This window comes from Streptomyces sp. NPDC046308 (genome assembly GCF_055588065.1).
Genome location: NZ_JBVJFB010000004.1, coordinates 187,817 through 209,872 on the forward strand (window position 1 = coordinate 187,817; position 22,056 = coordinate 209,872).

Annotated in this window: 18 protein-coding genes; 6 read left to right on the forward strand and 12 right to left on the reverse strand. The window is 72.2% G+C overall.

Annotated elements, in window-relative coordinates; translation table 11 throughout:
* Positions 1–8 precede the first annotated feature (8 nt).
* Entirely contained in the window at positions 9–1,217 is a 1,209-nt protein-coding gene (locus ACZ6JT_RS18385; protein ID WP_469210975.1) for a cytochrome P450, read from the forward strand.
* 6 nt (positions 1,218–1,223) lie between these two features.
* Here the strand turns inward: ACZ6JT_RS18385 and ACZ6JT_RS18390 are convergent, their stop codons facing one another.
* The gene (locus ACZ6JT_RS18390) at positions 1,224–2,807 is read right to left on the reverse strand and encodes an ABC transporter permease (protein ID WP_469210977.1); all 1,584 of its coding nucleotides are present in this window, start codon (positions 2,805–2,807) and stop codon (positions 1,224–1,226) included.
* Positions 2,804–3,736, reverse strand: coding sequence for an ABC transporter ATP-binding protein (locus ACZ6JT_RS18395; RefSeq protein ID WP_469210979.1), 933 nt, complete (start codon positions 3,734–3,736; stop codon positions 2,804–2,806). Before ACZ6JT_RS18395 ends, ACZ6JT_RS18390 begins: the two co-directional genes overlap by 4 nt.
* 108 nt (positions 3,737–3,844) lie before the next feature.
* On the opposite strand from ACZ6JT_RS18395, the gene ACZ6JT_RS18400 reads away from it, so the two are divergent.
* Entirely contained in the window at positions 3,845–4,369 is a 525-nt protein-coding gene (locus tag ACZ6JT_RS18400) for a GbsR/MarR family transcriptional regulator (protein WP_469211557.1), read from the forward strand.
* Here ACZ6JT_RS18400 and ACZ6JT_RS18405 read toward each other — a convergent pair.
* Together ACZ6JT_RS18405 and ACZ6JT_RS18410 are read right to left on the reverse strand one after the other, a co-directional pair.
* A complete protein-coding gene (locus ACZ6JT_RS18405; RefSeq protein WP_469210981.1) occupies positions 4,366–4,932 on the reverse strand; it encodes a hypothetical protein in 567 nt (188 codons plus the stop codon). The two genes, ACZ6JT_RS18400 and ACZ6JT_RS18405, sit on opposite strands and share 4 nt — an antisense overlap.
* A complete protein-coding gene (locus tag ACZ6JT_RS18410) occupies positions 4,929–5,822 on the reverse strand; it encodes a diacylglycerol kinase family protein (RefSeq protein ID WP_469211559.1) in 894 nt (297 codons plus the stop codon). The genes ACZ6JT_RS18405 and ACZ6JT_RS18410 overlap by 4 nt, the downstream gene beginning before the upstream one ends.
* A 182-nt stretch (positions 5,823–6,004) precedes the next feature.
* Between ACZ6JT_RS18410 and ACZ6JT_RS18415 the strand changes: the two genes are divergently transcribed.
* The 4 genes from ACZ6JT_RS18415 to ACZ6JT_RS18430 all read left to right on the forward strand — a co-directional run bounded on the left by ACZ6JT_RS18415 (position 6,005) and on the right by ACZ6JT_RS18430 (position 13,416).
* Complete coding sequence (locus ACZ6JT_RS18415; RefSeq protein ID WP_189971896.1) at positions 6,005–7,288, forward strand: adenylosuccinate synthase; 1,284 nt, start codon at positions 6,005–6,007, stop codon at positions 7,286–7,288.
* Positions 7,289–7,428: 140 nt separating this feature from the next.
* On the forward strand, positions 7,429–11,382 hold the full coding sequence (locus ACZ6JT_RS18420; protein ID WP_469210983.1) for a hypothetical protein: 3,954 nt from the start codon (positions 7,429–7,431) through the stop codon (positions 11,380–11,382).
* A 221-nt stretch (positions 11,383–11,603) separates the two neighbouring features.
* Positions 11,604–12,452: a PP2C family protein-serine/threonine phosphatase gene (locus ACZ6JT_RS18425; protein WP_469210985.1), complete on the forward strand. Its 849-nt coding sequence runs from the start codon at positions 11,604–11,606 to the stop codon at positions 12,450–12,452.
* Positions 12,453–12,456: 4 nt separating this feature from the next.
* Positions 12,457–13,416, forward strand: a complete 960-nt coding sequence (locus ACZ6JT_RS18430; protein ID WP_469211561.1) for an MASE1 domain-containing protein — start codon at positions 12,457–12,459, stop codon at positions 13,414–13,416.
* Between the two features lie 45 nt (positions 13,417–13,461).
* On the opposite strand, the gene ACZ6JT_RS18435 is transcribed toward ACZ6JT_RS18430, so the two are convergent.
* The 8 genes from ACZ6JT_RS18435 to pyrE all read right to left on the reverse strand — a co-directional run bounded on the left by ACZ6JT_RS18435 (position 13,462) and on the right by pyrE (position 22,056).
* A complete protein-coding gene (locus tag ACZ6JT_RS18435) occupies positions 13,462–15,138 on the reverse strand; it encodes a PKD domain-containing protein (RefSeq protein WP_469210987.1) in 1,677 nt (558 codons plus the stop codon).
* Positions 15,139–15,280: 142 nt separating this feature from the next.
* On the reverse strand, positions 15,281–15,559 hold the full coding sequence (locus tag ACZ6JT_RS18440; protein ID WP_469210988.1) for a hypothetical protein: 279 nt from the start codon (positions 15,557–15,559) through the stop codon (positions 15,281–15,283).
* Positions 15,560–15,776: 217 nt separating this feature from the next.
* Complete coding sequence (locus tag ACZ6JT_RS18445; RefSeq protein ID WP_469210991.1) at positions 15,777–16,658, reverse strand: alpha/beta hydrolase; 882 nt, start codon at positions 16,656–16,658, stop codon at positions 15,777–15,779.
* A 171-nt stretch (positions 16,659–16,829) separates the two neighbouring features.
* Complete coding sequence (kynU, locus tag ACZ6JT_RS18450) at positions 16,830–18,035, reverse strand: kynureninase (protein WP_469210993.1); 1,206 nt, start codon at positions 18,033–18,035, stop codon at positions 16,830–16,832.
* A complete protein-coding gene (locus ACZ6JT_RS18455) occupies positions 18,028–18,876 on the reverse strand; it encodes a tryptophan 2,3-dioxygenase family protein (RefSeq protein ID WP_467955588.1) in 849 nt (282 codons plus the stop codon). Before ACZ6JT_RS18455 ends, kynU begins: the two co-directional genes overlap by 8 nt.
* 166 nt (positions 18,877–19,042) lie before the next feature.
* Complete coding sequence (locus ACZ6JT_RS18460; protein ID WP_030012083.1) at positions 19,043–19,456, reverse strand: DUF3151 domain-containing protein; 414 nt, start codon at positions 19,454–19,456, stop codon at positions 19,043–19,045.
* Positions 19,457–20,212: 756 nt separating this feature from the next.
* Positions 20,213–21,235: a class II fructose-bisphosphate aldolase gene (gene fbaA / locus ACZ6JT_RS18465; protein WP_469210995.1), complete on the reverse strand. Its 1,023-nt coding sequence runs from the start codon at positions 21,233–21,235 to the stop codon at positions 20,213–20,215.
* 281 nt (positions 21,236–21,516) lie between these two features.
* Positions 21,517–22,056 (reverse strand): orotate phosphoribosyltransferase, encoded by a 540-nt coding sequence (gene pyrE, locus ACZ6JT_RS18470; protein WP_469210997.1) that lies wholly within the window; start codon positions 22,054–22,056, stop codon positions 21,517–21,519.

Here is a 22,056-nt window from a genome sequence, read left to right on the forward strand (position 1 = left end):
GTTCGGGGATGGGCTTTGATCCGTGGGATGCCGCGTTCGTCGCCGATCCGTATCCGGCGTACCGGGAGTTGCGGGAGCAGGGGCGGGCCGTGTGGTGGGAGGCCACCGGGCAGTGGCTGGTGCCGCACTACGCCGATGTGAGTGCGCTGTTGCGGGACCGGCGGCTGGGCCGGACCTATCTGCACCGGTTCTCGCACGAGGAGTTCGGGCGGGAGGCGCCGCCGCCGGAGCACGAGCCCTTCCACGTGCTCAACGGCAACGGCCTGCTGGACCTGGAGGATCCCGCGCACGCGCGGGTGCGCAGGCTGGTCGCGAAGGCCTTCACCCCGCGGACGGTGGAGCGGCTCGTGCCCGCCGTGCAGCGGATGGCCGAGGGGCTGGTGGGACGGCTGCTCGCGGATGGGGGTGGGGATCTGCTCGCGACCGTCGCCGAGCCCCTGCCGGTGGCCGTGATCGCGGAGCTGCTGGGCGTGCCGGAGACGGACCGGGGGCTCCTGCGGCCGTGGTCGGCGGACATCTGCGGGATGTTCGAGCTCCGGCCGGATGAGGAGACGGCGCGGCGGGCGGTGCGGGCCAGCGTCGAGTTCAGCGCCTACCTGCGGGAGCTGATCACCGAGCGCCGCACGCGCCCCGGTGAGGATCTGATCTCCGGCCTGATCGCGGCCCATGACGAGGAGGGCCGGCTCAGCGAGCAGGAGATGATCTCCACCTGCGTGCTCTTGCTGAACGCCGGACACGAGGCCACGGTCAACACCACCGTGAACGGGTGGTGGGCGCTGTTCCGCAATCCCGCGCAGCTCGCCGCGCTCCGCGAGAGCCGCGATCCCGAAAAGTTGTCCACAGCTGTGGATGAACTCATGCGGTACGACACCCCTCTGCAGATGTTCGAGCGGTGGGTGCTCGACGACATCCGGATCGGGGACACCGAGGTCCCGCGCGGCGCCGAGGTCGCGCTGCTCTTCGGGTCGGCGAACCGGGATCCCGCGCGGTTCGAGGAGCCCGACGTGCTGGACCTCGTACGGGCCGACAATCCGCACCTGAGCTTCGGGGCGGGCATCCACTACTGCCTGGGGGCTCCGCTGGCGCGCAGGGAGCTGGAGGCGTCGTTTGGGGCGCTGCTGGCGGACGGGGTCCCGCCACTGCGGCTCGTCGAGGAGCCGCGGTGGCGGGACGGGTACGTCATCCGGGGGCTGGAGCGGCTGCTCGTGGAGTTCTAGGGGCGTTCACGTCGTCATGTCGCGGCGGCGCAGGGCGGCGAGGCCGGCTGCGGTGAGGGCCGCCGCCAGGGCGGTCAGGGTCAGCAGCGGGGACCAGTCCAGGGCCTCCGCGCCCGGGAGTCTGGGCAGGTGGGCGAAGGGCGAGAGGTCGAGGACGGCCTGCGGGAGGTTCAGCGCCGGGCCGACCCAGCCCAGGGCCAGCGCGGTCCCGGCCACCGCCCAGGCGGCCGTCGCGTACGCGGGCACCGCGCCGTACAGCAGCGCCGCCACCGCCCCGATCAGCCACACCGCCGGGAGCTGGGCGAGCGTGGCGCCGACCGTCGCCCCCACGTCGCGGCCGTGCCCGATGCCGAGGCCCAGTCCCGCCAACAACAGGATCAGCGCCGAGCCGCCGAAGGCCACGGCCAGATGGCCGCCGGCCCAGCGCAGCCGGCCGACGGCGTTCGCGAGCAGCGGCTCCGCTCGCTGCCCGGACTCCTCACCGGACAGGCGCAGCACCGACGAGACCACGTACAGGGCGGCGACCAGGCCGAACATCCCGGCCAGCGTGGCGAGGAAGGCATCGGTGAGCCCGCTCTGCCCGCCCTGCCCGCCCATCCGCTCGATGATCTCGCGCGTCTTGTCGTTGCCGCCGACCAGCTCTGCGGCGCCGTTCGCCATTCCGCCGAAGACGACGCCGGCGAGCAGGAATCCGGCGCTCCAGCCGGCCACGCCGGCGCGCTGGAGCCGCCAGGCCAGCGCTCCCGCCGTGCCCAGGCGCCCCTCGGCCGGCCCCGGCCGGGTCGGCAGGAAGCTCATGCCCAGGTCACGCCGTCCGGCCAGCGCGTAGGCCGCGACCGCCTGCACCGCGACGGCTGCGGCGAACAGCAGGAGCACCCCTCGGCGTTCGGCGGCGAAGGCCCGTACGTACTCGACCCAGCCGAGCGGGGAGGCCCAGGTCAGGGCCGAACTTCCGGTAGCGGTCCCGGAGTCGCCGGCGGCCTTCAGGACGAAGGCCGCGCCGAGCACGGCGGCCGTGATCCCCTTGGCGGCGCGGGCGCTCTCGGTCAGCTGGGCGGCGATGGCCGCCAAGGAGGCGAAGACCATGCCGCTGCCGGCCATGGCCAGGCCGAGGGCGAGCGCCCCCGGCGCGCCCTGCCCCGCGAGGCCGATCGCGACGATCAGCGCGACACACGCGTTGGCCACGAGCGCGGCGAGCAGGGCGGCGGTCAGCGGGGCGCGTCGCCCCACCATGGCTGCGGACAGCAGCTCCTGACGACCCGTCTCCTCCTCCTCGCGGGTGTGCCGAACGACGATGACCAGGCTCATCACGGCCGCGAGGACCGCGCCGTAGACGCCGACCCGCCAGGCGGTCAGGCCGCCGAGGGAGTCGCTGAAGACGGGCCCGTACAGGGCGCGCATCGAGCGGTTGGCGTTCATCGACGCGGCGACCTGGGCGCGTTCGGCGGCGGTGCCGTACACGCCGGCCAGCGAGCGGGGCATGCTCACCACCAGGAGCGAGGTGACGAGGATCCAGACGGGCATCATCACGCGGTCGCGGCGCAGGGCCAGCCGGAGCAGGGCGCCGGTGCCCGCCAGTTGTCGCCTCATCGCCCGCCCACCCGACTCGCCTCGGCCACCTCGGCCACCTCGGCCTCCTCGCCCGCGTAGTGGCGCAGGAAGAGCTCTTCGAGGGTGGGCGGCGTGGAGGTCAGCGACCGCACCCCCGAGGTGAGGAGGGAGCGCAGCACGGCGTCCAGCTTGTCGGTGTCGGCCTGCAGCCGGACCTTGAGTCCCCGCACCTCCACGTCGTGGACACCCGGCAGGTGCGCGATCCCGTTCGGCGGCGCGGCGAGCTCGGCGCTGATCGACGTACGGGTGAGGTGGCGCAGCTCGGCGAGGGTCCCCGTCTCCACGGTGCGGCCCTTGCGGACGATGCTGACCCGGTCGCAGAGGGCCTCGACCTCGCTCAGGATGTGCGAGCTGAGCAGGATGGTGCGCCCGGCCGCGCGGGCGTCGGCGACGCAGCTCTGGAACACCTCCTCCATCAGCGGGTCGAGGCCGGAGGTGGGCTCGTCGAGGACGAGCAGTTCGACGTCGGAGGCGAAGGCGGCGACGAGCGCGACCTTCTGCCGGTTGCCCTTGGAGTACGTGCGCCCCTTCTTGGTGGGGTCGAGCTCGAACCGCTCGATGAGCTCGGCGCGGCGGGTCCGGTCGAGGCCGCCGCGGAGCCGCCCGTAGAGGTCGATGACCTCGCCGCCGGAGAGGTTGCGCCACAGGGTGACGTCTCCCGGGACGTAGGCGGCCCGGCGGTGGAGGGCGACCGCGTCGGCCCAGGGATCGCCGCCGAGGAGTTCGGCGGTGCCGGAGTCGGCGCGCAGCAGGCCCAGCAGGACCCGGATGGTGGTGGACTTGCCGGCTCCGTTGGGGCCGAGGAAGCCGTGGACCTCGCCGGTGGTGACCGAGAGGTCGAGTCCGTCCAGTGCGCGGGTGCGGCCGAACGCCTTGTGGAGTCCGGCGACGCTGATTGCCTTCGTCATGGCTCCGAACGTACGCTCATTTCACAAATTTGTGAACCTTGAGAATCTAAGGAATCGCGTAAAGTCGGGAGGGTGGCGGACGACAGGGTGGATACGGGCGTGGACCAGCTGGACGGCAGGGACGGCAGGGACAGTCGGGACGGCCGGGGCGGCGGCGACGGCCGGGACGGCGAAGCGGTCTCGCGCTTCGTGGAGCGGTTCGCCGCGCAGCTGACCGACGCGGGCATGCAGCGGATGGCCGCGCGGGTCTTCGCGCAGCTGCTGGCGAGCGACGGGGGCGCGATGACCTCGGCCGAGCTGGGCGAGGCTCTGCGGATCAGCCCGGCGGCGGTGTCGGGGGCCGTGTCCTACCTGACCCAGGTCAACATGGTCAGCCGCGAGCGCGAGCCCGGCTCACGGCGCGACCGCTACGTCCTGCACAACGAGCTCTGGTACGAGACCTTCACCCGCCGCGACCAGGTCCTGAGCCTGTGGGAGAAGACCCTGCGCGACGGCGCCGCCAGCCTCGGCGCCGACTCGCCCGCCGGCACGCGGGTCGCGGAGACGGCGGCCTTCTTCGAGTTCCTGCAGGGCGAGATGCTGGCCATGATGGACCGCTGGCGGGACCACAGGAAGAAGCTGGGCCTCGACTAAGTCCGCCTGACCGCGCGGCGGCGTACGGGACGGGCGCGGCCCAGGCCCCCGGAGTGTGGGGCCCACAGGATTCCACCCGTGGCCGGGTCCCCCGCAAGCCGCACCACCAGCCCCGACGCGGCCGGCGCCGCCGATGCGGCGGGCGCGGCCGGGTCCTCCGGCGCCGTACGGGGCCACGGGCGCGGCGGCAGCACCCGGCGGCCCAGCAGGCCCAGGGTGAGCGCGTACCGCCCGTCCGCCAGGAGCAGCACCGGCGGCCGCCACCGGGCGCGGACCACCACGGCCTCGTACGGGGTCCAGCACATCGCCGGGTCCCGCAGCGCGCGCCGAACCCGCCGGGCAGCGTGGAGCTCCCGCACCCCCAGCACCACCGGGCTCAGCAGCACCAGCAGCACCGGCGGCCGGGTGAGCACGGCCGCGACCACCGCCGGCCACCAGAACACCGGCAGCAGACAGAGCAGCAGCCCGTCCCGCCGCCAGTCGCCCAGAGCGTCCCCCAGCGCGTCGCCCAGCGCCTCCGACCCCGACCCCGGCCCGACCACCACCGCCCCCGCTTCCGTCACCGGGGCAGGGTGAGCGCCCAGGCCCCGGGTAGCAGGGTCCACGTACGGCGGCGGACCGGCCCGGTCATCGCCGCGTCGGCGCGGTAGCGGAAGTCCGCGCCCGACACCGTCACCGTCCTGGCCCGGGCCGTCACCGTGGAGCCGGAGCCGGAGCCGGAGCCTGAGCCGGAGACAGAGCCGGAGCCCGAGCCGGCCGGGCCTCCGCCCGTGCGGACCACGACCTCCGCCGGACCTCCGTCACCGCACGTGCGCACCGACACGTCCTCCACGGGCTGGTCCACGTCCGCCAGCAGCACCCCGTCGGCCTCGACCCGCAGCCGGTGGTACCCGCCGCCCCCGCCCGCGCCGCCGCCCCCGCCGCCCGCCGCCACCGGGCGGACCAGCGTCCGGACCAGCGAGCGGTACGCGCTCCACACCGACGGCCCGGCCGGCCGCGGAATCCCGCGCACCGGCGGGATCCGCAGGGCGCCCAGCACCACCCCGTCACTGTCGTCGACGAGCAGGTCGCACGTCCGTACCACCCCGTCGAGCACCGCCCGGGCCGCGGAAACGGCCGAAAGCGGAATCCCGAGGGAACCCGCCAGCCCGAGGGACCCCACGGGTCCCACCGGGACCAGCGCGAGGGCGCCCTCGCCCAGCGCCCGCTCCCGGTACAGCAGCCCCACGGCCCGGACCAGCGCCCGGTCGTCGCCCACGATCACCGGCTGCCGATGACCCCGGCGGGCGAGAGCCCGCGCAAATTCCTCCTGCGAATCCGGGAGGCAGATTTTCGCCGCCGCGCCCGCTGACAACACATCCTTCGCGATCCGCACGGACTCGCCGTCAAGACGGCGGGCGACCGGGTCGACGAGCACGAGCAGGCCGCCTACCGGCGCGCCCGCATGGCTCATGGTGGGCTCTGGAGCCGACACCTCGGTCCTTCCTCGGGTAGCATCTTTGTGCAAGAGGCCCTTGCGCTATTGCGCCAGGGCCTTCGTCTATTCCGGGGTACCGGTCCGACGGCTCAGCCTGCGTACATCGTCGTACGCCCCCCTGACCTTGGACATGCCCCATCCGGAAGAGGTGTACGCCTGTGCCCGCTCTTGTGCTGCTCGGAGCTCAGTGGGGTGACGAGGGCAAGGGAAAGGCCACCGACCTGCTCGGTGGATCCGTTGACTATGTAGTGCGCTACCAGGGTGGCAACAACGCCGGCCACACGGTCGTCGTCGGCGACCAGAAGTACGCACTGCACCTTCTCCCGTCCGGCATCCTCTCCCCCGGATGCACCCCTGTCATCGGTAACGGCGTCGTCGTCGACCCGGCCGTCCTGCTCTCCGAGCTGCGCGGCCTGAACGAGCGCGGCATCGACACCTCCAAGCTGCTCATCAGCGGCAACGCGCACCTGATCACGCCGTACAACGTCACCCTCGACAAGGTCGGCGAGCGCTTCCTCGGCAAGCGCAAGATCGGTACGACCGGCCGCGGCATCGGACCGACCTACGCGGACAAGATCAACCGCATCGGCATCCGCGTCCAGGACCTCTACGACGAGTCGATCCTCATCCAGAAGGTCGAGGCGGCGCTGGAGGGCAAGAACCAGCTCCTGGCGAAGCTCTACAACCGGCGTGCGATCGACGCCGCGCAGATCGTCGAGGAGATGCTCCAGTACGCGGAGCAGATCAAGCCGTACGTCGCCGACACCACCCTGATCCTCAACAACGCGCTGGACGAGGACAAGGTCGTGCTGTTCGAGGGCGGCCAGGGCACCCTGCTCGACGTCGACCACGGCACCTACCCCTTCGTCACCTCGTCGAACCCGACCGCGGGCGGCGCCTGCACCGGCACCGGCGTGGGCCCGACGAAGATCAGCCGTGTCATCGGCATCCTCAAGGCCTACACGACCCGCGTCGGCGCGGGCCCGTTCCCGACCGAGCTGTTCGACCAGGACGGCGAGGACCTGCGCCGCATCGGCGGCGAGCGCGGTGTGACCACCGGCCGTGACCGTCGCTGCGGCTGGTTCGACGCGCCGATCGCACGGTACGCCACCCGGGTGAACGGTCTGACCGACTTCTTCCTCACCAAGCTGGACGTGCTGACCGGCTGGGAGCAGATCCCGGTGTGCGTCGCGTACGAGATCGACGGCAAGCGCGTCGAGGAGCTCCCCTACTCGCAGACCGACTTCCACCACGCGAAGCCGATCTACGAATACCTCCCCGGCTGGTCCGAGGACATCACCAAGGCCAAGACCTTCGAGGACCTGCCGGCGAACGCCCAGGCCTACGTCAAGGCCCTGGAGGAGATGTCGGGCGCCCCGATCTCCGCGATCGGCGTCGGCCCCGGCCGCACCGAGACGATCGAGATCAACTCCTTCCTGTAGGCAGGAGACGCACCATCCGAAGGGCGGGACGCGCACGGCGCATCCCGCCCTTCGGGCTGTCCGGGGCGGGCGCTACACTCCGGCTGCCCAGAGCTCCCGCGCAGGTCACGGGGGTCGGGCCCATCCGAACTGGGGGGTTCATGAGCTTGCTGCCTACCGGCAGAAGAGGACGGAGCAGACGGGGGCGGGGCGGCGCGATCGCCGCCTCGGGCACCCTGCTCCTCGCACTACTGGCCTCGATCGCGGGCCAGACCGGCACCGCCACCGCGGCCACCGCGCCGCCGGTCACCACCACGGCCACCCCGGCCACGGCCCAGCAGAAGCCCGCGGGCCCGCAGACCACGCCCGAGCCGGATGCCAGGGCCGACGACCATGCGGCCGTACGCACGCTGCAGAACAGCGATCTCTCCGGTCCGTGCCCGGCCGCCGTCGCTCCGCACACGATCGTCACCTGCACGGTCGACCCGTCCCAGACGGCGTCGTTCTCGATCGCCTTGCCGCAGCAGAAAGACCTGGTCGTGCTCCAGGTCGTCACGACCAAGTGGTCCGCCACCAAGCTGATCGCGCCCGGCGGCGCCACCGTCGCGTGCGCCTTCGCCCACGGCTCAACCCGGACCTGGCGGTGCCCCACCAGTCAGGCCGGAACATACACACTGCAGGTCACGGACAAGACCGCCGAGGCGAACGGCATCTCCGTGTCGTACGTTCCGCTGCTTTCGTCCTCCGCGTGCAAGGCCATCAGCGCCGCAGACCGCAGGCTCGGCGGACCGACCGTGTTCCCCGGGGCGTTGTCGACCGGCTCGGCGGGCGACTGCTACACCCTGGACCTGGCAGCGGGTGATGTCCTGCGCGCATACAGCTCCAGCTCCGAAGTCCTGCACAGCGTGTACGACGCCTCCGGGCAGGAGATCTGCACGTCCTATCTCCGTGGGGCGTCCGCCATGGACTGCAGGCTCACGGGCACTGCACCGTTTCGTATCTCGGCGCTGCAGTCCTGGGGTGACGCGGTCGCTTACAACTACTCCGTGGCCCGGCTCTCCAAGCCGGAGGGCTGCGCGCTGGTCGTCCCCCAGGCCTTCGGAACCGCCCCAGAGCTGAGCCTGAAGGAGCACTGCCGCATCCTTCGGGTCACGCACGAGGCCGAGCACTCCTTCGCCGCGGTCTCCTCCGGCATCGTCCCGCTTCCCTCGAAGCTCGCCTCCGTGGCCGGCGACGTCATACCCGGCTGCGACGACGGCACCTGCGACCTGGCTCCCGGTGACTACACCTGGTCGGCAGACCCCCAGTCCCGGAACTTCACGACCTTCGGTATCTCATTCGTCTCCGCCAAGGAGACCAGAGGATGCACGACGACCCACGACAACGGCCTCGTGGCCGGTCCGGTCACCGGCGCGTTCGGCGCTCCCGGGCAGCAGTTCTGCCTGACCCTGCCGACCGCCACCGGCAAGGGCATCTACGCATTGAACCGGCCGCCGGACGGCGGCAAGCAGGCGCGGGTGAAGGTGTACGACGCATCCGGGACCCTCCAGTGCGACACCGGGCCCATCTGCAAACTGACCGGCACCGCTCCCTTCCGCGCACACCTGAGCGGGCAACCGGACTCGAGCTACGGACTGGTGTTCCACAGGACCGGCGAGACCGCCGGCTGCACACCGTGGCCTCATTCCACGTACGGCGACGGTGCCGGGGGAGCCGAGGTGTCGGTGTCCCCGGACAATACCTGGGGCTGCCTGAGCGTGCCGGGGGACGCGCACTCAAGCGCCGAGTTGATCAACTCAGCCAACACCGCGAGCTACCTGAACGCGACGGTCATGCTGGTCGACGCAGCGGGCGACGTGAAGTGCGAGACCGGCTACTCCGACACGTCCGCCAGATGCTCTCTCGCCTCCGGAGTGCCCTATACGACGCTGCTCTTCAGCCGGGGCGGATTCAACACGTACAAGCTCGTCCGCCGTGACGTGTCCGCAACTGCGCAGTGCCCGGCCCCGGCCTCGACGAAGACAGGCGGCCCCTCTCTCGCCTTCGACCTGACTTCCTCGCTGGATGCACGCTGCGTGCGCGTGAACGCCGCCACCACGGACAAACTCTGGATCGCCGCACGGGTACCCGGCCAAGGTGACGTCACCCAGCTGACCGTTGTCGACAGCGAGGGCCGCTTTGTGTGCCCAGAGCCTCGCGTCCCATGCCGTGCCGGCGGCTCGACGTCGTACACAGCGGTCATCACATCCGACGATGCCCGCCATGACGCCCCCCTCGCGGTGAAACTGGACACCTGGCGAGTGGGTACGGCCTCAGGCTGGGCCCCGGAATGCACCGCCAACCGGGTTTCGGTCAATGATTTCCCTGAACGGAGCGGGACCCTCTCCGAAACCTCCACGGCCTACTGCGCCGTGATCGACATGAAGCCCGGCCAGTCATTCACGGTCTCCGGCAACACCTCCGACACGGGGGGCCCGAAGCCGGACCTGGACCTGCTGAGCAGCCCGGGATGGACTTCCACTACCAGCGGCTACGGGTGCAGCAACTTTGACGCCAGCCGGTTGTTCTTCGCCTGCCGGGCGAGCGCCGACGCAGCACCCGGCCAAGCGGTCCTGCTGTTGAGCCCCCGCGGGTCCCGCACCCCCGTCGACTTCCACCTGAAGGGAATCTGTGACTCGGGCTGCGCTGCGCCAACGCCGACCGGCATCAGCCCGTCGACCAGCGCGGCGGGCACGCGTACCGAAGCCGTCGTCAGTGGTACCGGGCTCACCTTCGGCACCAAGCTCAAGCTGATCCGCAACGGCTCGCCAGAGCGGGTGCTGCAGCCGATCACGGCGAGCATCGACGGAAAACAACTGCGTGTCACCGTCGATACGAGCGGGCTGGAACCCGGACAGTACGACCTGCTCCTCGACGGCGCCAACTACACCAGCGGGGTGCCCTCCCGGGGCTATCTGCCCAGGGCATACACGGTCACCGCCCCGGCGCCCGTCCAGACGGGCAGCCGGTTCGTGCCGGCCGGGCCGTCGCGGTTCCTGGACACGCGGGACGGCACGGGTGCAGCGAAGCAGCGGGTCGGTCCCGGCGGGGTCGTCACCCTCCAGGTCGCCGGTGTGAAGGGCATTCCGGCGACGGGGGTCACGGCCGTGGTCATGAACGTGACCGCCGTCCACCCCACCGAGGCCGGGCACGTGATGGTCTACCCGAATGGGCAGGCCACGCCCAAGGTGTCGAACCTCAACTTCGCGCCCGGGCAGATCGTCCCCAACCTGGTGACCGTCCCGGTCACCAACGGCAAGGTCGACCTGCGCAACAACGCCGGATCGGTGGACCTCATCGCCGACGTCACCGGCTACTACACCGACAAGGCAGGGGCCGGCTCCGCGCTGAATTCGATCACGCCGTCGCGGTTCCTGGACACGCGGGACGGCACGGGTGCAGCGAAGCAGCGGGTCGGACCGGGCGGGGTCGTCACCCTCCAGGTCGCCGGCGTGAAGGGCATTCCGGCCACCGGCGTGACCGCGGTCGTCATGAACGTGACCGCCGTGTACCCCACCGAGGCCGGGCACGTCACCGTCTACCCCAACGGGCAGGCGGCGCCAGACGTGTCGAACCTCAACTTCACGGCCGGGCAGATCGTCCCCAACCTGGTGACCGTCCCGGTCGTCAACGGCAAGGTCGACCTGCGCAACAACGCCGGATCGGTGGACCTCATCGCCGACGTCACCGGCTTCTACGCGGCCACCGGTTCCACCTTCTCCGCGGCGGGTCCGGTCCGGCTGCTCGACACCCGGGACGGCACCGGCACCACCGCAGGCGCCGTGGGTCCGGGCGGCCTCGTGAACCTCCAGGTGGCCGGGGTCGCGGGGGTGCCCGCACAGGGTGTGACCGCTGTCGTGCTGAACGTCACGGTCACCAATCCCACCGGGGCGAGCCACCTGATCGTCCACCCCCACGGGGTCGTGCGCCCCAACGTGTCGAACCTGAACTACACCGCTGGGCAGACCGTCGCCAACCTCGTGGTCGTCCCGGTCGTGGACGGCCGGGTGACGTTCTTCAACAACTCGGGCTCCGTCGACGTGATCGCCGATCTGAACGGCTATTTCACGTCCTGACGCCCCGGTGACGCGAGCGAGGGTCCTGACCGGTCTGCCGACCGGGCAGGACCCTCCGCCTTTCCGGGAGGGGGATCCTTCCGGATCCGCACGTCCGCGCGTGTCCCGCTCGGCCCCGGGGCCGTCTCGGGGGGCGCGTTCCGGGTGCCCGGAAATATGATGTGCACGGGCTCGTGAACGGAGCGGAAGCAGGGACGAATGGGTGCACCTCGGAGCGTTCCATGAGTCCGCGCCGCCCCCCGCGCGTGGCGAGCGCCGACCTGCTCAGCATGCTCGGGCGGCTCACCGCCCAGGCGCGGCAAGGGGTCGAGCTGCAGCAGGCCCGGGTCGAGCTGGCCGAGGCGCTGCAGCGTGAGATGCTGCCCACCGCCCTGCCCGTGCTGCCGGGGCTGCGCGCCGCGGCTCGGTACGCGCCGGCCCGGCACGGCCTGGACATCGGCGGCGACTGGTACGACGGCTTCCAGCTGCCGGAGGGCGCCCTCGCCTTCTGCATCGGCGACGTCCAGGGACACGACGTGGACGCGGCCGCCTTCATGGGGCAGATCCGGATCTGCCTGCGTGCCGTGTCGGCCGTGATCGCCGATCCGGGCGAGGTGCTCGGCCGGGCCAACGAGGTGCTGCTCTCCATGGACCGCGATCTCTTCGCCACCTGCAGCCTGCTCCGTTTCGATCCGCGGACGCGGGAGCTGGAGAGCGCCCGCGCCGGGCACGTTCCCTCGGTCTGGGCCACCGTCGACGGCCGGTACGGGATCAGCGAGGACGAGGGCGGACTGCCGCTGAACCTGCAGTCCGGATCGGCGTACGGGGTGACCCGGCGCCGGCTGACGACGGCGGGATCGATCGTCCTGCTCACCGACGGCGTCGTCGAGGGCCCGAGGTTCCCGATCGAGGTGGGGCTGGAGCGCGTCGTCCGCGTCGTGCGGGAGGCGGCGGGCACCGATCCCGACGAGCTGGCCGCCGAGGTGATGAAGGTGGCCGACTCCACCGGCCATGCCGATGACGCCGCAGTGCTCGTCCTGACCCACGACGCGGCGCGTCACGCCCCGCCGGGGCGCGGGCCTGTTGTCTGATGCTGTGGTGCGCACCGAGGAATGGCGACGACTGTCCACAGCTGTCCTGCTGATCCTCGCCGTCGCCCTCGCCTACTACGTGGGCGGACGCATCGGCCTGCACCAGTCCGTGGTCGTCAACGGCGCCGAGGTCACACCCTTGTGGCCGCCCACCGGCATCGCCCTCGCCGCCCTGCTCTGGCTGGGCCTGCGGACATGGCCGGGGATCGCCCTCGGCACGTACCTCGCGATCGAGCGGATCGGCGACTTCAATCTCGCCGGCCTCGGCATCGTCGCTGGGAACACCCTCGCACCCGTGTGCGCGTACCTGATGCTGCGCCGGGTGGGCTTCCGCAGCGAGGTCGACCGGCTGCGGGACGCCCTGGCGCTGGTCTTCCTGGGTGGTCTGCTGCCGACGCTGATCAGCGCCACCATCGGGACCTGGTCGCTGGTGCTCGGCGGCGACCTGCCCCCGGCCCGGTTCTGGCCGGTGTGGTCGGCCTGGTGGGCCGGGGACGCGATGGGTGTGCTCGTGGTGACGCCGCTCCTGCTCGTCCTGCGCCGGATCCGCCGGCCGGCCGGGGAGGGCGGCTACCGCGTCCTCGAGGTGTCGGCCCTGGTGCTCACGTCCGTCGTCGTCACCGTCGTGGCCACCCGGAGCCCGCTGTCCCTGCTGTTCCTCGTCTTCCCGGTGATCATCTGGGCGGCCGTACGCTTCCAGCTGGCCGGCAGTGCCCCGTGCGTCCTTCTCGTGTCCGTCCTGGCGATCTCGGCGGCGAGCGACCGCACCGGGCCGTTCGACGGGCAGGGCCTCCTGGCCATCATGATCAACCTCCAGGCCCTCAACGGCGCGGCGGCCCTCACGGCGCTGCTCCTGTCGGCGATGGTCACCGAGCAGAACAACGTCCGCCTGAAGATCGAGCAGGTCTGCGAGGACCTCGCCGAACTGGTGGAACACCTGGCCCGGGGCAGACCGGAACGCTGAGCGCCGCGGGGACGGCGGACGATCCCCGGGGCGCTCAGCGGTGGATCACTTGGACTCGTAGAGACCGAACATGTCGACGATGAGGTCGACGTCCTCCCAGCCCTGGTTCCAGTAGTCGACGATGCCGTTCTTGCCGGAGCTCGCCTGGACCAGGTTCGGGACGGTCTTGCCGGCCGTCCAGTTCAAGGTCGAGGCGCTCGGACGCTCCGGGAAGACCGCGGTCCGGTCCTTGTACTGCTGGATCGTGTTCGGGTCCGGCGCGACCGACAGGAAGCCGGTGCCCCTCGTGTTGGTCACGGTGGTGTTCAGCACGTACCCGTCGACGCCCACGTCGCCGGGCGACTTCCCGTTGTAGGTGTAGATGTAGTTCCGGGCGCGCAGCGGGCCGTAGGGCCAGGCGGGGTCACGGGTGTCGATGATGCGGCTCGGCTGGAGCGGCATGAAGGACGCCTTGCTGTCCTTGCTGTAGAAGCCGACGACGTCGACGATCACGTCGGTGCCCGCCCAGGCGCCGTTGAAGACGCTGATCCTGCCGTCCGTGCCGACGGGCACGATCACCGAGTTGGCGATCGTCTGGCCGGGGGTGAAGTTCAGGTTGGACGCGGTCGGGGTGGCGCCGCCGCCCGGGAAGACCGACAGGTGGCCGGCCTCCTTCGGGTTGGTGACCGTCACGTTCAGCGCCACGGCGGTGATGCCCTGGGGCACGCCGCGCAGGCCGCTGATCTGGGTGGAGAAGGTCTTCCGCCCGCCGAGCTGGCCCTTGACCGTGCCAAGGCCCTCGCGGGTGTCGACGAAACGGGCCGGGGTCATCGGCGCGTAGCCGCTCGCCTCGGTCCGGGTGAAGTAGCCGGTCACGTCCGCGATCAGGTCGATCGGGTCCGCGCCGCGGTTGGCCAGCTCGACGTAGCCGTTCTTGCCGACCGGCACGATCACCAGGTTCGGGACGGTCTGGCCCGCCTCGAAGTTGACGTTCGACGTGGTCGGACGCTCGGTGCCCTCGGGGAACGCCGTGACGTGCCCGCCCGCGGTGGTGTTCGTGACGGTCAGGTTGAGGACGACGGCGGTGACCCCCGTGGGGATCGCTCCGTTGCCGCCGACCTTCACACGGGTCGAGCCGTACGGGGCGACCTTGCCCTTGACCGCGCCGGTCCCGTCACGGGTGTCCAGCAGGCGGGTGGGCGCGTACGGGACGAAGTCCGAGCCCGCGGTCATGACCTGGAACTCGTTGACGACCTCGGCCTGGTTCGCCGGGTCCGTCACGGTGACCTTGACGGTGTACTCGCCGAGCTCGGCGTAGGTGTGGCTGCTCTTGAGGACGGTGGAGCCGTAGGCGTCCATCCCGTCCGTGTTCCCGTCGCCCCAGTCGACGGTGACCTTCAGCGTGGAATCCGCGCTGATGACGGTGGTCTCCAGGTCCACCGCGTGCGCGGTGGTGCTCGCCGCGTTCAGCACGATGGCCAGGTCCGGGTTGCCGGCGGCCTGCGAGGCACCGGCCCCGGCCTTCCCGCCGGGCAGGCCCTTGCGGACCGAGCGCTCGGCGGGGCTCTTGAAGGTCTTGACGTTCGGCGCCGCGGCCTTCCCCAGATCCACGGCGGGAGCGGCCACGCCCTGCGCGCCCGGTGCGACCGGAGCGACGGGACCGGCCGCGTGGGCCATTCCCGGGACGAGACCGACCGTGGCCGCGATGACGGCAACGGATATTACGAGACGGCGACTGCGCACCGTTCCCCCCAATTTTGAACATGCTCAGGAACTGTCTGGGCCACAGTACATAGATCCTCGTCGCATGATCGGCCGATATCACCGCAGGGAGGGGGAGTTGGCGCGATCCGACCCGCACGCCGGCCCGCCGCCGGCCCGCCCGTCAGCCCGCGCTGTCGCTCAGCTGCTCCGCCACCGTGAACCGGCAGTGGAAGACCTGCCAGCGTCCGTCCAGGACCAACAGGAAGGAATCCCCGTCCCGGTACAGCACCCGCCGCCTCGGCCGGTACGGGTGCTGGGGCTGGTGGTCTTCGGCGTGTTTCCGCAGGGCGGCGACGGCCTCCTCACGCGTCCCGTCGACGTGTCCCAGGACCTTGACGGACCACTCCCGGCCCTCGCCGCTGCCCACGTGCTGCTCGACGAGCAGCCCCCACCGGGCCACTACGCGCGCTCCCCGAACCACCGCAGGGTGTTGCCGCTCATGTCCGCCCTCCCGCCGGCCGGCCCGAGAGCCCCTCGGTCCACGGGGCCCGGTGCCTGTGCGCGGATCCTCGCACACCGCCCGGACCGCCGGGACGGACGCCCCGCCCCGGCGCCGCGGCCGGCCGCCGGACCGCCGGACCGCCGACCGCCGACCGCCGACCGCCGACCGCCACCCGCTACCAGGCCAGTTGGGCGATCTCCTCCGACACCACCGCGCACGCGTCCGCCGCCGGATCGATGAGCGGGAAGTGCCCGATCCCGTCGAGGAGCGTCAGCCCCACCATCTCGCCCGCCTTCGCCGCGGCCGCCACGTACGCCTCGGCCACCTGCTGCGGGACCACGATGTCGTCGCGTCCCTGCACCACCGTCGTGGCGATCCCCGTCGGCAGCAGCGCCGCCGGGTCGGCGTACGGCAGGCGGTCCGCGAACAACTCCTCGCCCCCCAGCAGTTGCGCGCTCGCGCCGCCGCACACGCCCAGCTCCTGCGCCACCGTGAAGTCCGCGATCGGCGCCAGGGCCACCACGCCGCGCAGCATCGGCGGGGAGGACAGCCGCCACGGGGAGTCGTACGGGAGCACGTGCCGGGCCGCGGCCCACAGCGCGAGGTGCCCGCCCGCCGAGTGGCCGGTGAGGACCAGGCGGCGGACATCGGCCTGCGGGAGCGCGGCGGCGGCCAGCTCGGGGAGGGCGTCCATCGCGGCGGCGACGTCGTCGAAGGTCTCCGGCCAGCGCCCGGCGACCGGCCCGTCGCCGTGCTGGTGCGGGAGGGAACTGCCGCGCCGGTACTCGACGTTCGCGACGGCGAAACCCCGCCGGGCCAGGAAGTCCGCGAAGGGGGTGATGTGCCGCCTGTCGTACGGGGCCCGCCACGCGCCGCCGTGCAGGACGGCCACCAGCGGGACCGGGCCGCCCGGGGGCTCGGCGCGGGGGGCGTAGAAGTCGACGACCTGGTCGGGGTGTTCCCCGTACGCGCCGGTCGCGTCCGGCGCGACGGCCGGATGGGAGAAGGCCGAGGCGGCCTCGGCGGCGTCCCGTTCCACGGCGGCGGGGTCCGTCATCGGCTCAACCTCTCGGTAACGCGTGGGACAGCGGGGACAGATGTTCCGGTGTTCCGGCAGAGCGGGACCGTATCAGTCTGGAACGAGAGGTTCCGTGCAGGGTCCGGGATGTGACCGGGCGGACGGAGCCGTAGCCCCGCCCGCCCGGTGATGTGACGTTTCGCTACCGAGTCACCCGAAAATGTGACCCAGTGTGCGCGCGGCGCGCTCGGCGTCGGCGAAACCGACGTAGAGCGGGGTGAAGCCGAAGCGCAGGACGTCGGGCGCGCGGAAGTCGCCGATGACCCCGCGGGAGATGAGTTCCCGCATGACCTCACGGGCGTTCTCGGTGCGCAGCGAGATCTGGCTGCCGCGGTGCCCGTGCTCGTCCGGGGTGACCGACTCGACCCGGCCCTGCGGGACGTACGCCGCCACGCATTCGAGGAAGAAGTCGGTCAGGGCGAGCGACTTGGCCCGTACGGCCTCGACGGAGACGCCTTCCCAGGCGTCGAGCGCGGACTCCAGCGCCAGCATGGACAGGATGTCCGGGGTGCCGACGCGGCCGCGGGTCGCTCCCTCGGCCGCCTCGAAGGCCGGGGTCATCGCGAAGGGGTCCGCGTGCCCGTTCCAGCCCGGGAGCGGGGAGTCGAAGCCGGCCTGGTGGCGCGCGGCGATGTACAGGTACGCCGGCGAACCCGGACCGCCGTTGAGGTACTTGTACGTGCAGCCGACCGCGAGGTCGACGCCGTGCGCGTCGAGGCCGACGGGGAGGGCCCCGGCGGAGTGGCAGAGGTCCCAGACCGTGACCGCCCCGGCGGCTCGGGCCGCCGCGGTGAGGGCGGGCAGGTCGTGGAGCCGCCCGGTGCGGTAGTCGACGTGGTTGAGGAGGACCACGGCGGTGTCCGCGTCCATCGCCTCGGCCGCGTGCGAGGGGTCCACCGGGGTGACGGTCAGGCCCGTCATCCGGGCCGCCGACTCGGCTATGTAGCCGTCGGTCGGGAAGGTGGCCGCGTCGACCAGCATCCGGGTCCGGCCGGGGGCGGCGAGACGGGCCGCGCCGACCAGGGCCTTGAAGAGGTTGACGCTGGTGGAGTCGCCGACGACGACCTGGCCGGGGGCCGCGCCGACGAGCGGGGCGATCTTGTCGCCGATCCGCTCGGGGGCGGTCCACCAGCCGCTCTCGTCCCAGGACCGGATGAGGAGCTCGCCCCACTGCCGGGAGACGACGTCGGCGGTCGTGTCGGCGACGCCGACGGGGAGCGCGCCGAGGGAGTTGCCGTCCAGGTAGACGACTCCGTCGGGGAGGGTGAAGCGCCCGCGCAGCTTGGCCAGCTCGTCGGCGGTGTCCAGGGACGCCGCGCGGGCCGCAAGATCCGCGGGGCCGGAGGTCTCAGACATGGCTGCGGGCCGTCCAGAGCTCCGGGAAGACGTTCTTCGTGGCGCGCTTCTCCAGCCAGGTCACGCCGGCCGAGCCGCCCGTGCCCGTCTTCGCGCCCATCGCGCGGCGGGTGGCGACCAGGTGGTCGTTGCGCCAGCGCCAGACGAGCTCGGCGACGTCGGTCAGGACCTCGCCGAGGCGGTGCAGGTCCAGGTGCTCGTCCGGGGTGGCGTAGAGGCCCGTCCAGACGGCCTCGACCTCGGCCGAGGGCTCGTAGCGCAGCGAGAGGTCGCGGTCGAGGACGGCGGCCGGGACCGGGAGGCCGCGGCGGGCCAGCAGGCGCAGCACCTCGTCGTAGAGGCTCGGCTCGTGGAGGGCCTTCTCCAACTCCGCGTGGACGCGCGGCGCGCCGCGGTGCGGGACCAGCATGGAGGAGGACTTCTCGCCGAGCAGGAACTCCATCCGGCGGTACATCGCCGACTGGAAACCGGAACCCTCGCCGAGCGCGGAGCGGTAGGCGTTGAACTGGCCCGGGGTGAGCTGGGCGAGCGGGCGCCAGGAGGCGTTGAGGGCTTCGAGTTCGCGGAGGGAACGTTTCAGCGCATCCATCGCGACCGGGATGCGGTCCTCGCGCAGGGCCTTCGCGGCGGTTTCCCACTCGTGGACGATGACCGTGAACCACAGCTCCATGACCTGGGTCGTGACCAGGAAGACCATCTCGCCCGGGTCGTCCGAGCGGAGGTGCTGGAGGTGGGTGAGAACGTCCGCCTGGACGTAGTCCTCGTACGGGGTGGTGCCGTCGAAGTCGAGGTTCGGGGTGTCCGACCCGCCGACTCCGGAGGCATCAAGGGTGTTCGACATTTCTGTCTCCTCGACACGTGCTTCCGGGTAGCGGTCCGCTCCTTCCGTGAGGTGAGTGGAGCCCCGGTCCCCTGCCCGCAGCATAGGACACCGGCGCGCCGACGCTCCAGCGGGGAGTGACGCAGACCACACAAATGCGGTCCGCGTCACTCCCCGCCGTACGGGATCAGGCGCTCAGCGTGTCCGCCGCCGTCGGGGACGAGTCGCGCAGGAAGGTCGAGCAGCGCTCGTACTCCTCCTTCTCGCCGATGGCCTCGGCCGCGCGGGCCAGCGCGTGCAGGGCCCGCAGGAAACCGCGGTTCGGCTCGTGCTCCCACGGCACCGGGCCGTGGCCCTTCCAGCCGGCGCGACGCAGGGCGTCGAGGCCGCGGTGGTAGCCCGTGCGGGCGTAGGCGTACGACTCGACCGTGCTGCCGGCGGCGAAGGCCTCGTCGGCGAGGATCGCCCAGGCGAGGGAGGACGTCGGGTGCGCGGCGGCCACCTCGACGGCGGGGGTGCCGGCGGCGATGGCCTCGCGGCCCGGCTCGTCGGGGAGGTGGGTGGGGGCGGGGCCCCCGAGCAGGTTCTGGTGAATGGACATGCCCCCAGTCTGCCGGGTGCGGTGATCCGCAAAACCCGCCATCCCTCCGCCCCGCCGTCTCCGGCCCCGCCGGCTCCGGGCCCGCCGTCATTCCGCCCCGCCGACTCCGGGCCCGCCGTTCCTCCGCGCCGGCTCCCGGCCCGCCGTCCCTCCGCGCCGCCGGCTCCCGGCCCGCCGTCCCTCCCGCGCCGCCGACTCCGGGCCCGGCGTTCCTCCGCGCCGCCGGCTCCGGGCCCGCCGGCTCCGGGCCGCCGGCTCCGGGCCGCCGGCTCCCAGCCCGCCGTCCCTCCGCGCCGCCGGCTCCCGGCCCACCGTCCTTCCGCGCCGCCGGCTCCGGGCCCGCCGGCTCCGGGCCGCCGACTCCGGGCCCGCCGTCCCTCCGCGCCGCCGGCTCCCGGCCCGACGTTCCTCCGCGCCGCCGGCTCCGAGCCCGCCGTTCCTCCGCCCCGCCGACTCCGGGCCCGCCGGCTCCGGGCCGCCGGCTCCCGGCCCGTCGTTCCTCCGCGCCGCCGGCTCCGAGCCCGCCGTTCCTTCGCGCCGCCGGCTCCCGGCCCGCCGTCCTTCCGCCCCTCGGCTCCGGGGTGCGCCCGAAGCCCCGTCGCGTGGGCCGGGGGCGCCCACCGACCCCCCGCGCGCCGCGGCTCGCGCGGCGGCGGCGCCCGGGGGGTGGGGCCGGGCGGCCATGGCGGAGGGCCCGGCCCCGTCCTCGGGGGACGGGACCGGGCCCTCTTGCGACAGCCGCTGCGCGGCAGCCGGTTACTTCAGCTTGGTACCGGTGGAGCGCAGGTTCGCGCACGCCTCGGCGACACGCGCGGCCATGCCGGCCTCGGCCGCCTTGCCCCAGGTGCGCGGGTCGTACTTCGACTTGGTGCCGACCTCGCCGTCGACCTTCAGGACGCCGGCGTAGTTGGTGAACATGTGGTCCACGACCGGGCGGGTGAAGGCGTACTGGGTGTCGGTGTCGAGGTTCATCTTCACGACGCCGTTCTCCAGCGCGGTGGCGATCTCCTCGGCCGTGGAGCCCGAACCGCCGTGGAAGACGAAGTCGAACGGCGAGGCCTTGCCGTACTTCTCGCCGACACCGGCCTGGAGGTCCTTGAGGAGCTCGGGGCGCAGGACGACGTTGCCCGGCTTGTAGACGCCGTGGACGTTGCCGAAGGACGCGGCCAGCAGGTAGCGACCCTTCTCACCCAGGCCGAGGGCCTCGGCGGTGCGGATGGCGTCGTCGACGGTGGTGTACAGCTCGTCGTTGATCTCGTGGCTGACGCCGTCCTCCTCGCCACCGGTCGGGGTGATCTCCACCTCAAGGATGATCTTCGCGGCGGCGGCCTTGGCGAGCAGCTCCTGGGCGATGGCCAGGTTGTCGGCCAGGGTCTCGGCGGAGCCGTCCCACATGTGCGACTGGAAGAGCGGGTTCAGACCGCGGGCCACCCGCTCGGCGGAGATGTCGAGCAGCGGACGGACATAGCCGTCCAGCTTGTCCTTGGGGCAGTGGTCCGTGTGCAGCGCGACCGTGATGTCGTACTTGGCGGCCACGATGTGGGCGAACTCGGCCAGGGCTACCGCACCGGTGACCATGTCCTTGTTGTGCTGGCCACCCAGGAACTCCGCACCACCGGTGGAGATCTGGATGATGCCGTCGCTCTCGGCCTCCGCGAAGCCGCGCAGTGCAGCGTGCAGGGTCTGGGAGGAGGTCACGTTGATGGCCGGGTAGGCGAACTTGCCTGCCTTCGCCCGGTCGAGCATCTCGTTGTAGACCTCGGGGGTTGCGATGGGCATCTGTCCGCTCCTTGGATGTGCGGGGAGTGTGCTTATTGCGGGCCCTGACCTGGGGGCGACGTCATCGTCGCGCCTATCTTTCCAGACTCGGCGCGGGGGTCCAGCCTGCCGGTCTCACGTGCTGGGCGAACGGCCCGGGATGTTTCACGTGAAACATCCCTGGCCGCCACGAAAGCGCAGGTCAGGACCGGGTCCGAGGTCACCGAGGACCTTCGGCACCAGTTGTCCCGGTGGCCGGTCCGGCGCCCCCGGACCCGGAAAGCAGACCCGGACGGAGGCCCTTAGGACAGGCCCAGGTCCCCGAGGCGGTAGCCGGTGAGGTACGGGAGACCGGCCTCGGCGATGGCGTCGGCCGCGCCGCGGTCGACGATCGTGGCGACGGCGACGACCTCGCCGCCGGCCTCACGGACCGCCTCGACGGCCGTCAGCGGGGAACCGCCGGTGGTCGAGGTGTCCTCGACCACCAGGCAGCGCCTGCCCTTCACGTCGGTGCCCTCGATGCGGCGCTGCATGCCGTGGGCCTTCTGCGCCTTGCGGACGACGAAGGCGTCCAGGCGCTGTCCGCGCGCGGCGGAGGCGTGCAGCATCGAGGTCGCGACCGGGTCCGCGCCCAGGGTCAGACCGCCGACGCAGTCGAAGTCGAGCTCGGCGGTCAGGTCGAGCATGACCTGACCGACCAACGGGGCCGCCTCGCCGTCGAGGGTGATCCGCCGGAGGTCGATGTAGTAGTCGGCCTCCCGGCCGGAGGAGAGGATCACCTTGCCGTGCACGACGGCCTTGTCCTTGATCTGCTGCAGAAGCGCATCCCGTACGTCACTCAT

Coding starts and splice junctions, on each gene's coding strand:
- ACZ6JT_RS18425 (WP_469210985.1), top strand. CDS start 11,604: ATGAGTCCGCGCCGCCCCCCGCGCGTGGCGAGCGCCGACCTGCTCAGC.
- kynU (WP_469210993.1), bottom strand. CDS start 18,035: ATGTCTGAGACCTCCGGCCCCGCGGATCTTGCGGCCCGCGCGGCGTCC.
- ACZ6JT_RS18460 (WP_030012083.1), bottom strand. CDS start 19,456: ATGTCCATTCACCAGAACCTGCTCGGGGGCCCCGCCCCCACCCACCTC.
- pyrE (WP_469210997.1), bottom strand. CDS start 22,056: ATGAGTGACGTACGGGATGCGCTTCTGCAGCAGATCAAGGACAAGGCC.
- ACZ6JT_RS18420 (WP_469210983.1), top strand. CDS start 7,429: ATGAGCTTGCTGCCTACCGGCAGAAGAGGACGGAGCAGACGGGGGCGG.
- ACZ6JT_RS18385 (WP_469210975.1), top strand. CDS start 9: ATGGGCTTTGATCCGTGGGATGCCGCGTTCGTCGCCGATCCGTATCCG.
- ACZ6JT_RS18445 (WP_469210991.1), bottom strand. CDS start 16,658: ATGACGGACCCCGCCGCCGTGGAACGGGACGCCGCCGAGGCCGCCTCG.
- ACZ6JT_RS18390 (WP_469210977.1), bottom strand. CDS start 2,807: ATGAGGCGACAACTGGCGGGCACCGGCGCCCTGCTCCGGCTGGCCCTG.
- ACZ6JT_RS18395 (WP_469210979.1), bottom strand. CDS start 3,736: ATGACGAAGGCAATCAGCGTCGCCGGACTCCACAAGGCGTTCGGCCGC.
- ACZ6JT_RS18455 (WP_467955588.1), bottom strand. CDS start 18,876: ATGTCGAACACCCTTGATGCCTCCGGAGTCGGCGGGTCGGACACCCCG.
- fbaA (WP_469210995.1), bottom strand. CDS start 21,235: ATGCCCATCGCAACCCCCGAGGTCTACAACGAGATGCTCGACCGGGCG.
- ACZ6JT_RS18410 (WP_469211559.1), bottom strand. CDS start 5,822: ATGAGCCATGCGGGCGCGCCGGTAGGCGGCCTGCTCGTGCTCGTCGAC.